The following is a 15,514-nucleotide window of genomic DNA, read 5'->3' as shown; positions in this document are numbered from 1 at the left end:
ACTACTAGGGTAGGTATATGAGACGCGCAAAAATCGTGGCAACGTTCGGACCGGCAATTTCCAGCTTTGACAACACCCTCGCGGTGCTGGAAGCCGGCGTCGACGTCGCCCGCATGAACATGAGCCATGGCGACTACTCCGTACACGACACCACGTACGAGAACGTCCGCAAAGCCGCCGCCCAGCTTCACAAGCCGGTTGCCATCATGGCCGACCTGCAGGGCCCGAAGATCCGCCTGGGTCGATTCATCGACGGCCCGCACGAACTCGCCGTCGGTGACACTTTCACCATCACCACCGAGGACGTCCCGGGCACCAAGGACATCTGCTCCACCACACTCAAGAGCCTGACCGAAGACGTCAACGTCGGCGATGCACTGCTGATCGACGACGGCAAGGTGGCACTGCGCGCCATCGAGGTTGACGACGTCAAGGTGGTCGCCACGGTGACCGTCGGCGGCTGGGTCTCCAACAACAAGGGCATCAACCTGCCCGGCGTTGCCGTCAACGTCCCCGCACTGAGCGAAAAAGACGAGGACGATCTCCGCTGGGCCATGAGGCGCGGCGTCGACATGGTGGCACTGTCCTTCGTCCGCGATGCGTCCGACATCAAGCGCGTACACGAAATCATGGACGAAGAAGGCCGCCGCGTGCCGGTGATCGCCAAGATCGAGAAGCCGCAGGCTGTGGAGCAGCTCCACGAAATCATCGATGCGTTCGACGCCATCATGGTTGCCCGTGGCGACCTCGGCGTGGAACTCCCGCTCGAGGAAGTGCCGATCGTCCAGAAGCGCGCCATCGAACTGGCACGCCGCTGGGCCAAGCCGGTCATCGTGGCCACCCAGGTCCTTGAATCGATGATCGACAACCCACGCCCGACCCGTGCCGAGGCTTCGGACTGCGCCAACGCAGTGCTCGACGGCGCCGACGCAGTCATGCTCTCCGGCGAGACCAGCGTGGGCAAGTACCCGATCGAGACGGTCAAGGTCATGGCCCGGATCATCGAGTCCACCGAAGAGCACGGTCTTGAGCGCGTTCCTCCGCTGGGTACCAAGCCCAAGACCCGCGGTGGCGCCATCACGCGTGCCGCCGTCGAAATCGCCGACCAGCTGGACGCAAAGTACATCTGTACTTTCACCCAGTCCGGCGACTCGGCGCGCCGCTTGTCCCGCCTGCGTCCCGTCAAGCCGGTTTTCGCCTTCACCCCGGTGGAGCACGTCTGGAACCAGCTGGCGCTGACCTGGGGCATCCAGCCCGTCCTGGTCCCCATGGTGGGTCACACCGACGCCATGACGGCCCAGGTGGACCGCAGCCTCCTCGAGATGAAGATCGTGGAGAACGGCGACCTCGTGGTCATCGCTGCCGGTTCGCCTCCCGGACAGGCTGGTTCCACGAACTCGCTCAAGGTCCACAAGGTGGGCGACCTCGCGGACACTTCCCGTGTGGAAGAGGCCGCAGCCCGCAAGGAAAAGGTCGGACCGTGGCCGGAAAAGAAGAAGGCCAAGTCGAAGGCCTGATCTCTTTAGCGCTGTTTAGGAGGCTCCGCCGTTTTTGGCGGGGCCTCCTTTGTCTTGGGCTGGGCTTCGTTCGTCGGGGACGGGGCGTGTCGGCGGCGGGTGCTGTTCGGCGTCGGCGGCTGGCCGGAGACGACGAAGGGCGCCGCTTCCCGTGGAAGCGGCGCCCTTCGCGGGGGAGTGCTAGTTGACCTGGTTGATGATGGTCTCGGCGACCTCGCGCATGCTGAGGCGACGGTCCATGGAGGTCTTCTGGATCCAGCGGAAGGCTTCCGGCTCCGTGAGGCCCATCTTCGTGGTCAGGAGGCTCTTGGCACGCTCCACAAGCTTGCGCGTGGCGAACTGCTCCTGGAGGTCGGTCACCTCGTTCTCGAGGGCCCTGATCTCCTCATGGCGGGACAGTGCGATTTCGATAGCCGGGATCAAATCGGCCGGAGTGAAAGGCTTGACGACGTAAGCCATGGCCCCGGCGTCGCGGGCGCGCTCCACGAGCTCCTTCTGGCTGAACGCCGTCAGGAGGACCACGGGGGCGATCCTCGCCTTGACGATCTTCTCCGCTGCTGAGATGCCGTCCATGACAGGCATCTTGACATCCATGAGGACCAGGTCCGGCTTCAGTTCCTCGGCCAGCTGGACGGCCTTCTCACCGTTGTCGGCCTCACCGACAACGTCGTAGCCTTCGCCCTTCAAGATCTCGATGATGTCCAAGCGGATGAGGGTCTCATCTTCTGCGACAACTACTCGGCGTGCCGGCTGGGATGCGGGCTTGGACTCCGTCTGTTCTGACACGGGATCTCCTTCAAGACGTACGGCGGGTTCTCAACCATCTTAGTTGCACCCGGTCCCTGCGTATGATTTATTGCTCGGCCGAGCCGGTTCTGGAAATTAGCCTATCTGCATGTAGAGTAGTTTCGCGCACTGCAACAGGGAGCGTTGAGTTCTGTGAAGAGCCCGACGTCGGTTAGTCTTGTTTCGGTGTTTCCGCGCCCGAGTGGCGGAATTGGCAGACGCGCCGCACTCAAAATGCGGTATCGAAAGGTGTGTGGGTTCGAGTCCCACCTCGGGCACAATGTTGTCGCAGGTCAGGGGCCTATTTGGCCCCTGACTGTTGACAAAAACCCCAAAAGTGTTGACACGGATCTAACATTTTTGTGTGGCCAGCATTCGCAAACGCACGAAAAGGGACGGAACATCCTCCTTTATGGTGCTTTGGCGCGACCCGAAGAGCCGCGAGCAACAAGGCCTGACTGTCACCTCCGAATCCGAAGCCGAGACCCTTAAACGGTTGTTGGATGCGAACGGACAATCCTTCGAAATTGCCCAGCAAGCAATCCTTGCGAACAAGTCCCAAGTACCAACTGTGGCCGAAGTGATTCAGGAGCATATCGACCTCCTGATTCGACCATCAAGTGGAACCACCCGGACCTACCAGACGATGCTCGATCTTCATGTGCGGAACGTCATCGGTCACATCCCGGTGGACAAGCTCGATTACCGGCATATGAATCACTGGGTGAAGTCGATGTTGGCCAAGGGCCGTTCCCCAAAGACCATCCACAACGTTCACGGTCTTATCTCTGCGGCGATGAACACCGCCGAGATGCTGCAATACATCCCGCGGAACCCTTGTCGCGGCGTGCAGCTGCCCAGCCTTGACAGGGCTGAGGATGAAGCGATGTTTCTCACTCACGCCGAATTCAGCTTGATCATGGAAGGCATGGGGGAGCGGTACAAGGCGTTTACGAACTTCCTGGTCATGACTGGGACTAGGTTCGGAGAAGCTACAGCGCTAACCGTGGGTGATGTCGACCTTTTGTCCAAGCCGCCCACGGTACGGATCAACAAGGCCTGGAAACGGGACGGGCAGTCGCAGTTTTACGTTGGAGCCACGAAGACCGGCGCTGGAAAGCGCACCATCGGGCTCAATCCGGCACTTGTAGAAATACTGATCCCTCTGGTTGCCAGCCGCCCCGGAAAGGAACTCCTGTTCACCACTCCAAAAGGGCAGCGGATTGTCCATAAGTTGTATTGGCATCACTACTGGGTGCCGGCGGTCCGGACGGCGCAGGCAATTGGGCTGAGCAAGACGCCACGTATTCACGATCTCCGGCACACGCATGCGTCGTGGCTAATCCAAGACGGAGTGTCGCTATTTACCATTTCACGGCGCCTCGGCCACGCTTCTACCCGGACAACGGAACAGGTATACGGTCACCTGATGCCACAAGCGCTGCAGGCAGGTGCTGACGCCACAGAGCGTTCGATCACCGGATTCGTTCACTGATGATGTGCGCCGCTGAAGTCCCGCGGTTCGCGTATTAGTTCACCGGGGACAGTCGGCCTTTCGCACGAGTTCCGATGAGCCGTGCGGCCGCCGTCGGTGCAGCCTGCGCCGGAACCTCGCTCAGTCGGGCGATTTCCAGGATGTGCTCGGAGGTGAAGATGATTTTTCCTTTGCCCCAGCATGTGTGAGGAAATCGGCCTGTGGCAGCGCCGTCGCGGAGCCAAGCCTCAGTGCATCGCATAAGGGCAGCTGCCTCTGCCGGCTCGAAGAATTCAAGGTCCATTTGCCGTCCCCGATTTCGTGAGTGGAGTTGGCAGTTCATGATCCTGGACGCAGGAATAGACATGACCAAGCCCAAGTGGCCGCATTGACCGGTCAATTCGCGGGCATTTTCGGAACCTGGCGTAGGCCCTGCTGGGACAGGCCCTGGTCGTATAGAGTCGCCGAAAAGGCTTCGGCGGCCGCGCGTACGTTCTGGGGAGAGGCTGAAACCTTTGATGAGGCGGAAGATTCCACTAGCGCGGCGCCCTTCAAAAGTGCAATCTGCCGGCGGATGGCTGACGGAGAGATCTGGATTTCGGCTCCGATTTCATTGCAGCTCGCGGGCCCATTCCTGAGAAGGAAACGGATGATTTGGCTTCGTGTTCGGTTCATCAAGATGTTCGACATGGAGACCGGGCCTGGGAATGATAGAAACTGCCGTTGTAGACGGGTCTACAGCAGCAGGCTACTCCTGACTACTGAACCTGGGAAGGCCCTCGTGAACGTGGATAGGCTCATTGCCCTCAAGGGTCACCCGCGAAATACTGGGGACACCAGTGAATGCCGTGAAAACTGATCTCGCCGTACCGCGCCAGTAAGTCCCGAGGGGGTGTCTATGCCAAGTGAAGAGTCGGGCTCGACTGGCACCCTCACCCCACAGGCGGAACTTGCGCGACGCCTGAATCTGCTCCTCGACGTAGTGGTAGCGGAGCGGGGAAAACCTGTGACGTTCCGCGAAGTCCAGGATGAACTGGCCGGAAGGGGTATCAAGCTTTCCAGAGCCCGCTGGTTCTACATGAAGGACGGACGCGGTCGCCTCGTTAGCGATACTGAATTGCTAACCGCCTTGTGCGACATCTTCAACGTCGACCGTTCATACCTTCTTGTTGGCTGCAATGCTGATTTGCCGGAACGCATTGATTCCCAGCTTGAGTTCGTCAAGTCCCTCCGTGCGGCACGGGTGAAGTCCTTCGCCGCCCGGACTCTAGGAGATGTCTCGCCGGAGACTCTTCGAGTGATCTCCGAGTATCTCAATAAGGACATCAGTCGGCATCCTGCCGCCGAGGAGGCTGCCGCTAGCTCTCCATCAGATACTGAAGATGAGCATCCAGAAGTTCCTTAATGCGGATAGCGTTCGCTGAATAGCGAGGTGACCGGCCGTGCCTCCGGCCTGGTTCAACGTCCACATTGATAGCGCCGGACTCTTCGAGGGCTAACAGGTGTTTGGCCACGCTTGGCTCGCCGGCACTCACTGCATCCACGATGTCCCCTCGGGTTGCCGGGCCGTGCGCTGAAAGATAGCGGAGGATTTCGTTCCGCGATCTATTGCCAAAAGTCGCGACGGCAGCCTCGACGTCGGACGACCAGGCGTCGTCGTGGGGCTGGGTAATCCTTGGCATGGAACCATTCTTACGGAAGGTGTACAGAAAAGTAAGACTCGCAGTCTTGACGATACTTTAATTACTCTTGACAATAGTTTGCATAGCTTTTGATGCGATTGTGGGTGGGGTCGATTCTGGGCTGACACCCTCACGCGCGGGGTACCCGCGTCGGACTACTGGAGTCTGCTTTGTCGAAGCGGTGAAGACAATGAGTGTCGAAGACGGGGCGAATCAAGCCCAACAAAAACAGCCAATACCAGCGACCATTGATATTTCTTTGACCAGGCCTTTCGAGCCTGTGCCAATCCCCGTTGACCAGATCATGGTGGCTGTCGAGGGGGTACGACGTTACGTCGTTTCCCACCTTTCCCGGATCGGCCGAGCATGTGATGCGGACGACGTCATGCAAGATATCCGGTTGGCCGTCTGGGATGGAGTCGCACGCGGGCACTATCGCCAACTCCCCGGTGTTCGCTTCGAGGCGTGGGTGCAGGGAGTGACCGGCAACGTATGCGCCGCACACATTCGTCGCGAGCTGGCCCATCAGACGCTACCGCTCCTGATCGAACCAAGCTGCGGAGATTGCCCGGCTTCGTCTGACGCGCTCGCGCTCCTGGCTATGGACCGGAACCGGGACAGAGGCGCTGACGGGGTAATAGACCAGGAATGGGCACGAGCGATTATTGTCCTGACCCGGGCGAGTGTGAATGAGAGCGTTTGGGGCCTGGCGATGGACAGTCTTACTTCGCCGCGTCGGTACAGTCCGCCTTCGCCACAGGATCGCCGCCGGTGGCATGCGGTGACAGTGGTGCGCCAGACGGCGAAGACTGTTCAAAGTGCATTGGACGTGGAGCCGGCCGACGTCCGCAGCATGGAAGATCTCTGCGAGTACGCAGCTGAATGCTTGCCGACGCTAGTCCTCCGCCGAGTTGCCGCCAGCATTGTTCGTCGAGGTGTTCGTGGGCCGGAGAGGAACCGAGCCCTGGAATCTTTGGCCGCGGAGCTCGGGGTAACCGAACGCTATGTGGCCGTGCAGATTGGATTCGCCCGGCGGCTGTATCAGGCGTCGTGGAGGATTCTCCGGAATGGAATGACAACGGTCCCTTGAGTCATGTTGTGAGCCTGTACTGCTTGCAATGAAGGGGAGAAGGAGTCAGACATGGGGCTGTTGCAGAGGCGTACACCGCTTGGCTCAGAGAAACGGCGGTCCTGGTGGATCGGCGTCCTGGCAATTCTGAGCGTGGCGGTGGCAATGTTCATTCTTGCGCTTCCTGCCGGCGGGACCCGAACGGAGCCGGCTTCACTTTCGACGCCGGGCCAGGCAAATACTGGCCCGGCGGCGTCGTCGACCTTGTCGCCAGTCGCATCGCCGACGGCGGCTTCCGCGGTGGAGACTCCACCCGCGATCGGAGAACCACGCACAACGGACTATCGCAGGCTCGCTTCCGTGGCAGCGACGGCGATTTACACCTGGGACACGAGAACGTCGTCGTACTCTGAGGTCTACTCCCGACTGCGGGACTGGTGGGACGTTCTGCCGGACGGGTCCAACCCGCTGACGGTGTTTGTACAGGAGTTCGAAGCAACCGGCGTCAGCGCTGGAACCTATGCAGCCTTGGCGGGGGAGCAGGCGCGCCGTTCGGCGACGGTCCACTCCCTTGTGTGCGACGGCGAGCTGGCCAAGGTGCGCGACCACCCGGCGCCCTGGGTTGGGCTTCACGTCTGCACAGCCACTCTGAGCGTTGTGGATCAATCGAACACGGACCGCAACGCCTATGCAGCTCCCGTGAGCGTCATGGTGAATTGTCCGCCGGCCACTACAGCCCCGATCGATCATTGTGTAGTCGTTGGCTTCTACGCGACGCCGAGCATGATCGTCTACTGATGCCTGCTCCCGCGGTTCTGGTCGGCTTTGCGAAGCACCGCGCTATTCTGCGGGCATGTATGGCTGTGATTATGGCACTGACCATGATCTGCGCCCTTGCGTTCTGTGCTGGCGTGGCAGTGTTTGCCGCCAACTCGGCGACCACTGCTAGTGCTTGCTCGTTCGGTGCGCTCGCCAATGGCCAGCCGCCCGCGGATGGAACCGGCGGTCTCGAGATCAAGCCACACAGCCTGGCGCCCACCACTCTAGTTTCGGGCCAGGTGTCGGTCGCCCGGATCTACATTGCCGTCGGAAAACAATTGGGAGTGCCGCGGGACGGCCAAATCATCGCGATCATGATGGCCCTCCAGGAATCCGGACTGAGGGTGCTGGCGAACTCGAATGTTCCCGCTTCGCTCTTGGTTCGGCATGATGGAGTCGGCAGCGACCACGACTCCCTTGGCACCGCCCAGCAACGTCCAGCCGCCGGGTGGGGGACTATCGAGCAACTAATGGACCCTAGCTACAATGCGCGGGCCTTCTACGGCGGACCGAGCGGCCCCAATCATGGCAGCCCGCCCGGGCTGCTTGATGTCCCTACTTGGCAATCTATGGATAAGGGCAAGGCTGCCCAAGCTGTACAGGTGTCTGCCTTTCCAGAGCTGTACGCGCGGTGGGAACCTGAGGCAACGGCAATCGTTGACGCGCTCGCAGGTGACGCTGCACCGGCTTCTTGCGATAGCCCCCCTAACGGTTTGGCGCCGGCCATGCCGACGAATCTGAGCCAGATCCGCAAGGACATCCTGCACTTTGCTCAGGAAGGGTTGGGTGGGGCGTACGTTTGGGGTGGATCAGCGTTCAAAGCGTGGGACTGCTCCGGCTACGTTCAGTGGATCTATAAGCAGGTGGGAATCAACCTCCCGCGTGTAGATCAGTGGACCGTGGGGCACCGAACGGAAAATCCGCAGCCGGGGGATTTGGTGGTGCAGAATCCGCAGGGGCCCGACAACTGGGCGCATGTCGGCATCTATGCCGGTGATGGCTTGATGTACAGCGCGCTCAACCCAGCTGTCGGGACGTTGAGGCATCCTGTCGATTGGAACGTGGGCACTGCGTACTTTGATCTGCTTGGATAGTTTCAAGCTGAGTGCAGCGAAAGCCTGGGGAACACCGGAAGTCGCATTAAACACCCCTTAGCATGGGCTGATCCATCGCCCGAAGCTGGTTGGGTCGTAGCCTATTCGCCTACGTTGTCTTGAGTGATCTTGCCGTTCAACACGTCGTTGACGGCCTTCTGGAGCCCCTGATCGCCTTTCTCTCCCAGTTCGTTCATGAATAGAATCACCTCTTCTTTCAGTTGTTTATCGCCCGAGACAATGGCCCTCGCAATGACCATTGGCACTGCGTTCTGAGTGAGATCCCAAGTGGGCATTCCTGCTTCTTGGCGATTCGAAAGAAGTATCTTGGTCGCATCGAACGCTTGACGCGGGTCCGCGTCGGCTGCGCTTGCGATTTGTTTGCCCATCATGAAGCGCCCGCCAGCAAGATCTGGATCTAGTTGTACCGCTTCCTTCAATCGAGGAAGCCACCATGCAGGATCGAACTTGCCACTTCTGACGAACCAGTAGAACTCGTTCAGCTCATTCTTGTCCTCCGGTTGTGAGCGCACGTGCTTGACCCGAGCGTCCCAAAGGTCAGCGAAGCGATCTCGAATCTCGGAATCAACTGATTCGGCGTGCATGAAAGACCATGCGATGTGCCCAATGGCCTTGCCTCGGACCTTGGGTTCTGTCACGGTGAAGAATGCTTCAGCGAGCGGATCGTCCATCGGTTTGTGTCCCTGGATAATCGCGGTGACGACCCATTCACCGATGCGTTGTTGGGGCGTGGACTCACCGCGCCACCCTGAGGCAAGTGGCTCGGCTGACCGAATAGCTGTTTCCAGCGAAGGCGCCAACAGGTCGTAGAGAGCCGGGTGGTAGTAGTGGACAGCCAGTGTGGTCGTCAGGGCAATCTGCTGGTTGGGCGACACTCCATCGGTAGAGCCGAAGAGGTCCACGGCCCGCGCATTGAGCCAGTCCGGATCGACGGTGAGTAACCGGCCGAGGTTCTCGCCCACAATGGCTCGCGATGCCCCGTGCCGATCTGTTTTTTCGAGTTCGCGTTCAAACGATGCGCGTGCTTCTTCATACCACGGCGCGTCTTGGCCATGGGACATCAGATTGATCAATCCGTGTAGGCGAATTGGCCATTGTCGGTTGATCGAGAGATTCAGAGGATCCATCCCGCTCTCGTTTTGGTTGGCGTCATACTCCTTCCAGGCGACTTCGTCATCCGCTTTATTGATCAGGAGGCCGGCGAAGATCGATGCCGCTTGGGGCGGAATCAAAGGGTTGTCTCGCTTCTTAGCAAGTTCTTCGAGCAAACTGACCGCTGCGTTCTTGGCCCAACGAAAGTCGACGTCATCGTCCCATTCGCCGCCCTCTATGGGGAAGGATGACGCGTCCGCATGAGCGAGTACGCCGGAGATTAGATCGGCTACTTCAAGCCATTCGAGTTGAAGGGCCGCCTTGAGGGCGGCCTCCCATCCCTGCAGGATTGCGCGCAGATAGGTAGGCCGCAATCGGTCGACGAGGTCAGGAGCGCCGGCTAGCACTCGTGGGTTCGTAGCGACCAAAGCCGACAATTCTCGCCCTTGTCCCTCGTGTGAGGGCCCAGGTCCCCAACCGTCGGCGGTGTCATGCCAGCTCGCCAGATGGGCGGTCAATTCTGCGGGACTCATGACGGACATGTCATCGCGGGATATGGGACCGTTCGGCCCACTCCAGGTGGTTAGACGGGGCACGGGTGAAAGCGGTGCGTCGATAACGCCGAGTCTTGAGTCGAGTTCAGCCAAGACCGGTTGAAGCGTCGGTGGTAGCACCTCACCTCCGATGGCCGAGAGCCACCTATGCTTCCAGCTGTCGAAGACCAGCTGAACACGAGCTTGTAGCACTTCAGGCGTGTCTTCGTCATCCCTCCGAAGACGTTCCTGCAACTCACTCAATTTTTTCTGGGGGCCCGCGGAGATGAACTCAATGAGCGGATCTAGTGCTGATGGACGACGCTTTCCCACCGCGCGGGCAAGCTCGCCAAGTTCAATCCGGTACGAGTCGTCACGGAGCCTATTATCGCTCAGGAGTTCCTCGGCAATTGTATGCAAATCGTCCCCCACATGAGTCGAGGTCTGTTCATCGCTGTTTAACAGAGTCTCGGCGACGGCGTAAAGCAATATCTTGCGTGCCAAGGTCATCGGGCTCTTGGTCAGGATCGTTTTGGTCGTTTGGGGTTTTGAAGCCATTGACCCCGTTGCAAGATCCCGGACAGTCTCGATGAGCGAATGTTCAACTGAGGGGTAATTATCGCTCCTGTGGCGGATCGACTCGCGCGACATCTCTGTCATATCGAATGTGTCCGTCAGATGTCCGGAATGACGCTCGTAGGCTTCCAACCAAGGCAGAACTGTCTTGAGACCGTCATCGCCAAGTGCTTTAGCGACGCGGGGCAAGCCGTCGTCATACCAATACTCATCAAGTGCGAGCGCCGCCTTGTGCTTGTTCTCCGATGCGCTTGGACGGAACAACAAATTGGCCAGCCATTTGCCTGTTTTGTCCTGCCCGCCCTGGAGCAGATTGACAACCATGCTGACCATATCGCGAGGGTCGCTTCGCCATCCGAATCCGCCCGTTTCCCATTTCTTGAGCAGCGGTTTCAGCGCGGCGGCATTGTCCGCCGGGATAGAGGCGCCAATCGTGAACACGGCTCGCCGCACCCAAGCATTGTTGCTATCTGCAAGCTTTAGCAGCACATCTACAACGGCCTGAGGTGATGCCGGCGCTACTCGGATCAGGTAATCAATTTCGGGCCAGTAGAAGTCTTGAATAAGGCCGTCGTCTGTAACTTCGGGTTCCGGAGGATTATCGAACATGCCCGCCCTCGCCAAGGGTTCTACCCACAGGGGATTCTTCAACCCCTCGAAGAACGCACGACGCAGTGGCCGTGTCGGGATTCGGCGCAAGGCCTCCTCGACCTGTCTGGGGGCGGGCGGCTTGAAGCCTGTCATGACGCATTCTCCTCATCGACATTGTTGATCTCAGCGAGTAGATCCTCCAGCGCGTGAAGATTCTCGAAGAAGAGGGCAGTTCGCACTTCGATCACGTCCTCTACAACTTTCATCTTCTCTGCCAGATCGTCGTCGCCCGGCAGCGATCGACGCTCCTCGTGGTTGCGGTCCAGATGAGCCCAGCCCACAAAATAGTTGTACGTTTTCGTCCATTGGCTGATTACCGGGTGGTCGGCGTCAGGTCCTCCCGTCACTAGCGCGGCTGCGTTGGCACGATTACGTCCTTCCTCCTGAGTGGCCGTGCTAATCAAAGAGGCAAGTGCCTGCGCAACAGCTCGGGGAATTGGAATAAGGTCCTGATCGAGTCCTAGATCGGCATCGGGGTGTCCCGCCAGTAGCCCAGGAAGCTGTCTCAGCAGGGTCCCCGCCGATGGGCGGGGGCGTGGGATCGAGTACTCGGACATGACATCTGGTAGACCTGCCATCAGCTCACGCATGCAGTGACAGATGACCGCGATTCGGCTGGTCTCGCAACCGGGGATGGCTACTGAAGAGAACAAGTCCAAAGCGGTCCTGTATATACCGGCGAGTTTCGGGCTTCGGTTCTCCAGCACTTCAATTACGCGCGTTTGACGTTCATCAGGCACCGAGCTTCAACCCCTATTCGCTTCGCGCTACCCGAATCCGCGACGGATTCCACGATATTGCACTCAGGGCTCGACTCTACTCGTTGGGCAACGCGAGAGAGTCGGGCCGACGTGTGTGCTGGCACCTATTCACTGCAAGACAAAAGGTCATGTCGTTCCACCGCACCCGCAGCCATGAAGTCGTGAGCCCAAATAGCTCATTCCTGTGGAAGACGACGGACGGAGCACTCGATGTTGCTGGCAGCGGTGGATCCCGGGATAACCCCGAATCCTAACTTTCCCTTTCTTGCTTCGCTAAAAGAGATCGGCGGCGGCATCCTCGTCGGTGCCTTCATTGTGATCGCTATCGTGGCGATCGTCGGCGCTGCAATGCTTCTGGCCGGCAAGCTGAGCCAGTCGTCGCGGCTGGCGTCCGGCGGTGGCATGATCTTGCTTTGGACTGGCCCGGTGGCTGCGATCCTTGGCGGCATCAACGGCTATATTCTCTGGTCTCAATCGGCATTCCCGCTCGGATTCTAGGTCCGATCTGTCATGCCGGTTCAGTGTGACCTGGACGGATGGTGGCCGCCCGGATGTGGTCTTGTCTCCCAGGCAAACGATGGGTTCCTCGGAGCCGTCACGGCCCTGTTTGCGAACATTCTCCAGAACATCGCGTCGTGGATCTGGTCATTTATCACGGGGGCATTCAGCGTCTCGAACGTTGATGACTCGCAATGGATCGCCGTGCAGGGGCTGACGAATTGGTGGGTGGTGGTCATGATGACGCCGCTCGTCGTGACCATGATCCTTCAGCTTCTATCGGGCCTGATCAGCCAACAGCCCCGCCGTTTGGTGAGGGCGCTGGTAGGCGGTGCAGCCGCCATTCCCATGGTTGCAGGAGCAGTTTTCCTGGCTCGCAAGCTCACTCACATCGGCGACTCCGCGTCGCAAGCAATCCTCGACTCGATGGGGACGGATCCGTACGTGGTCTTCATGAGGCTCTTCGGATTCGAACGGGCGCCCGCGGGATCCGGCCGGGACTGGAACGTGGTGTCGCTGGCCCCAGGGTCGAGCACCGGGGCGGCCGGGGCCGTGATTGTCACGGCGATGGCCGTGATTGTTGTCTGGATTTTGGCCTTCATCCTCATGTGCTCGATGATCTTCCGGTCGTTCGCGCTTATCGTGCTTGCCGCCGTCGCTCCGGTTGCTCTCATGCTCATGCCGTGGGAGAAAACGAAATCCTGGGCACGGCGGTGGTGCGAGATCGTTGTCGCCCTGCTCATCGCCAAGCTTCTGGCCGCGACGGTTCTGGCGGTCGCCATCAAGCTCTTCGCCGAGTCGAAGTCGTTCGCCGGCCTGGCCGCCGGCGTCGTCGGAATGACACTGGCGTGCGGCGCTCCTCTGATGGCCTTACGGTTGGTAAGTTTCGCCGGCGGGGAACTGGCGGCGGCCGCCCAAACTGCTGGCGGCGGTCATCTTCTTTCGCGCAGCTCTAGCTTCACTGCAAGGCAGATCAGCCGCCAGACGGGTGGCCGATTCACGCTCGCTGGCATGGCTGCACGTTCGTCGATAACTCGCCCGATCCCGTCCAGCCGCCCCCAATTTCCGACGACCACATTGCCGCCCAAAGTGCCACTTCCGGGAGCGCCGGCTGGCACAACAGCGTCGCGACCTTTTGTCGGAAGCGGCCCTACCTTAATGCTCGACGTCGGCGGGTCAGCTCCCGGTCCTGCATCGTCTCTGGCGCGGGCAACCCGCGGACCGCACACGAGGGCAGGATCGCCGTCCGGTCAGTCGGCTGCCAGTGTCACTGACGAGTCGCCGCAGCCTTCAGCGTCACCCCCCTCGTCTGTTCCTAATGCCTCTCCATCGATAGCGCCGACAGTGCCACCACCGGTCCGACCAAGAACGATTGTCCAGCCCGCGAAAGACAGTGATTCCAGTGTCTGAAAATTCACGCACCCTCGAGGCCGTCAAGTTTCCTCGCTACGAACGTCGCGGTCTGTTCATGGGCTTGAAGTGGTATCAGTTGCTCCTCCTGGCGGGTGGCGTCCTAGTGGCAAGCGTGGCCTCAGCCGCTAACGGACCGGTCGGACTTTTCGCGTCTGGACCAATGTGGCTCACGCTAATGTTGCTCGGATTGCTGCAGTACTCGCGGATTCCATATCCGGTATGGGTCAGCCACGTCGTGGTGTTCTTCTACCGATCAGTCCTCAACCAGACGCGGTTTTTCGTCAGGCCCGAGCGTGCAGTCCTGGCGGGCCACCTGGCGCTCCCGGGCGGATTGGGAAACCTCGAGCTGCGTCGAACCTCGCGGGGCGAGTCGTTCATCATTGACGCCCGGGGCAAGGAGGCCCTCGCGGTGTTGCGGTGCAGCACAAGGTCTTTTGCGCTCCTTGACTCCGACGACAAGGCCTGGGCAGTGCAGGCTTGGTCCCGTGTTCAGGCAGGTATGGCCCAGCGAAGCTCTGTGGCGAGAATTGCAGTCCAGGACTACACGGTTCCGTATCCATCGCAGGCGCTGCGTGACTTCTACGAAGGCGCCGTACCGCATCGGATCGCAGAAACACGAGAACTGAGCTGGGGCGAGCGTTCGTATGAGGATCTGATTTCTGCAGCTGGGTCAACGATGAGCCATGATTTGCTTTTGATCCTGGTTGTGGACACGGCCAAGGCCCGGCGCCGGATCAAGGAGTCCGGCGGGGGACTGGTGGGCGTAGAACGCGTGCTCCGGCTTGAAGTCGAGGCCATGACCACCGCGCTGGGAACCCACAACGTCAAGGTCGAAGAGTGGCTCCCCGAGGGCGAAATCCTTCACGTGTTACGCGGTGCCTTCGACCCGGCCGCGGTCGCCGCTCCCGTTCGGCCGCTGGCGCCAGTTGGCGCGCACCCTGACCCCGAAAGTGAGTCGGATTCCAAACTGCCGTCGGGGCCAATGGCAGTCGAGGAGCACTGGACCTATGTGCGCACCGACTCCGGTTTTCATCAAACGTTCTGGATCGCTGAGTGGCCGCGGCAGAAGGTCTTTCCGGGCTTTCTACATCCGCTGATCTACGTGGGAGATTTCCGTCACACGGTAACTGAAGTGATCAGGGCAGTGCCCACAACTGAAGCGCTGCGGGATATCCGTTCGGCCCAGGAAGCCCACGAAACCCGACGGCGAATCAACACGAGGTTCGACAGGCCCCTCACGCGTGAACAAAAGGCGGAAGAAGAGGAGGTGGCCCAGCGGGAGGAAGAGATCGTCGCTGGCCACGGTGACGTGCGGCCAGCAGCCTACGTGACGATCACGGCGGCCGCACTCGAGGATCTCGCGAGACACAGGCAGGAGCTTGAATCAGCGGCGGCAGGAGCTTTCGTTGAATTGCGGTTACTGGCGGGGCAGCAGTGGGCGGCCTTTGTGGCCGGTGCCCTTCCGCTTGGGAGGGGGCTGCGATGAAGCGGACCATCCAGAATGTTCAATACCTCCCGTCTGGTGGCA

Annotated in this window: 15 protein-coding genes and 1 tRNA gene; 10 read left to right on the top strand and 6 right to left on the bottom strand. The window is 60.0% G+C overall.

Features of this window, described 5'->3' with window-relative positions; all coding sequences use genetic code 11:
- The first annotated feature begins 17 nt into the window (after window positions 1–17).
- Window positions 18–1,517: a pyruvate kinase gene (gene pyk, locus ACSVHC_RS01890; protein ID WP_437773299.1), complete on the top strand. Its 1,500-nt coding sequence runs from the start codon at window positions 18–20 to the stop codon at window positions 1,515–1,517.
- A gap of 180 nt (window positions 1,518–1,697) precedes the next feature.
- Here pyk and ACSVHC_RS01885 read toward each other — a convergent pair whose 3' ends face one another.
- The gene (locus ACSVHC_RS01885) at window positions 1,698–2,303 is read right to left on the bottom strand and encodes an ANTAR domain-containing response regulator (RefSeq protein WP_269993486.1); all 606 of its coding nucleotides are present in this window, start codon (window positions 2,301–2,303) and stop codon (window positions 1,698–1,700) included.
- Window positions 2,304–2,499: 196 nt separating this feature from the next.
- Here ACSVHC_RS01885 and ACSVHC_RS01880 point away from each other — a divergent pair.
- Window positions 2,500–2,581, top strand: a tRNA-Leu gene (locus ACSVHC_RS01880).
- A gap of 86 nt (window positions 2,582–2,667) precedes the next feature.
- A complete protein-coding gene (locus ACSVHC_RS01875) occupies window positions 2,668–3,798 on the top strand; it encodes a tyrosine-type recombinase/integrase (RefSeq protein ID WP_307054459.1) in 1,131 nt (376 codons plus the stop codon).
- 34 nt (window positions 3,799–3,832) lie between these two features.
- Here the strand turns inward: ACSVHC_RS01875 and ACSVHC_RS01870 are convergent, their stop codons facing one another.
- Both ACSVHC_RS01870 and ACSVHC_RS01865 read right to left on the bottom strand, forming a co-directional pair.
- Entirely contained in the window at window positions 3,833–4,081 is a 249-nt protein-coding gene (locus tag ACSVHC_RS01870; RefSeq protein WP_268022675.1) for a hypothetical protein, read from the bottom strand.
- Window positions 4,082–4,173: 92 nt separating this feature from the next.
- Window positions 4,174–4,452, bottom strand: coding sequence for a winged helix-turn-helix domain-containing protein (locus ACSVHC_RS01865; protein ID WP_439180558.1), 279 nt, complete (start codon window positions 4,450–4,452; stop codon window positions 4,174–4,176).
- A 223-nt stretch (window positions 4,453–4,675) separates the two neighbouring features.
- On the opposite strand from ACSVHC_RS01865, the gene ACSVHC_RS01860 reads away from it, so the two are divergent.
- The gene (locus tag ACSVHC_RS01860) at window positions 4,676–5,182 is read left to right on the top strand and encodes a hypothetical protein (protein WP_439180557.1); all 507 of its coding nucleotides are present in this window, start codon (window positions 4,676–4,678) and stop codon (window positions 5,180–5,182) included.
- Here the strand turns inward: ACSVHC_RS01860 and ACSVHC_RS01855 are convergent.
- A complete protein-coding gene (locus tag ACSVHC_RS01855) occupies window positions 5,136–5,459 on the bottom strand; it encodes an ArsR/SmtB family transcription factor (protein WP_439180556.1) in 324 nt (107 codons plus the stop codon). The genes ACSVHC_RS01860 and ACSVHC_RS01855 overlap by 47 nt on opposite strands.
- A gap of 190 nt (window positions 5,460–5,649) precedes the next feature.
- Here ACSVHC_RS01855 and ACSVHC_RS01850 point away from each other — a divergent pair, with 190 nt between their 5' ends.
- From ACSVHC_RS01850 to ACSVHC_RS01840, 3 genes are all read left to right on the top strand, one after another.
- Window positions 5,650–6,549: a sigma factor gene (locus ACSVHC_RS01850; protein WP_439180555.1), complete on the top strand. Its 900-nt coding sequence runs from the start codon at window positions 5,650–5,652 to the stop codon at window positions 6,547–6,549.
- A gap of 51 nt (window positions 6,550–6,600) precedes the next feature.
- Entirely contained in the window at window positions 6,601–7,326 is a 726-nt protein-coding gene (locus ACSVHC_RS01845; RefSeq protein WP_439180554.1) for a hypothetical protein, read from the top strand.
- Window positions 7,327–7,397: 71 nt separating this feature from the next.
- Window positions 7,398–8,441, top strand: a complete 1,044-nt coding sequence (locus tag ACSVHC_RS01840) for a C40 family peptidase (RefSeq protein WP_439180553.1) — start codon at window positions 7,398–7,400, stop codon at window positions 8,439–8,441.
- A gap of 101 nt (window positions 8,442–8,542) precedes the next feature.
- Here the strand turns inward: ACSVHC_RS01840 and ACSVHC_RS01835 are convergent, their stop codons facing one another.
- Complete coding sequence (locus ACSVHC_RS01835) at window positions 8,543–11,407, bottom strand: hypothetical protein (protein WP_439180552.1); 2,865 nt, start codon at window positions 11,405–11,407, stop codon at window positions 8,543–8,545.
- Window positions 11,404–12,054, bottom strand: coding sequence for a hypothetical protein (locus tag ACSVHC_RS01830; RefSeq protein ID WP_439180551.1), 651 nt, complete (start codon window positions 12,052–12,054; stop codon window positions 11,404–11,406). The genes ACSVHC_RS01835 and ACSVHC_RS01830 overlap by 4 nt, the downstream gene beginning before the upstream one ends.
- Window positions 12,055–12,285: 231 nt before the next feature.
- On the opposite strand from ACSVHC_RS01830, the gene ACSVHC_RS01825 reads away from it, so the two are divergent.
- Genes ACSVHC_RS01825 through ACSVHC_RS01815 form a run of 3 tightly spaced genes read left to right on the top strand, consistent with a single transcriptional unit; the run spans window position 12,286 to window position 15,472 of the window.
- A complete protein-coding gene (locus tag ACSVHC_RS01825; protein ID WP_078108165.1) occupies window positions 12,286–12,573 on the top strand; it encodes a hypothetical protein in 288 nt (95 codons plus the stop codon).
- A gap of 12 nt (window positions 12,574–12,585) precedes the next feature.
- Window positions 12,586–13,983 (top strand): type IV secretion system protein, encoded by a 1,398-nt coding sequence (locus ACSVHC_RS01820; protein WP_439180550.1) that lies wholly within the window; start codon window positions 12,586–12,588, stop codon window positions 13,981–13,983.
- Window positions 13,976–15,472 carry an SCO6880 family protein gene (locus tag ACSVHC_RS01815; RefSeq protein WP_439180549.1) on the top strand — a complete coding sequence of 499 codons (1,497 nt, stop codon included), beginning with the start codon at window positions 13,976–13,978 and terminating at the stop codon, window positions 15,470–15,472. The genes ACSVHC_RS01820 and ACSVHC_RS01815 overlap by 8 nt, the downstream gene beginning before the upstream one ends.
- Window positions 15,473–15,514 lie beyond the last annotated feature (42 nt).

The organism is Arthrobacter sp. KNU-44 (assembly GCF_051843155.1).
GTDB lineage: Bacteria > Actinomycetota > Actinomycetes > Actinomycetales > Micrococcaceae > Arthrobacter.
The sequence above is the reverse complement of the archived record's forward strand: the minus strand, read 5'-3'. Positions and strand labels throughout refer to the sequence as shown.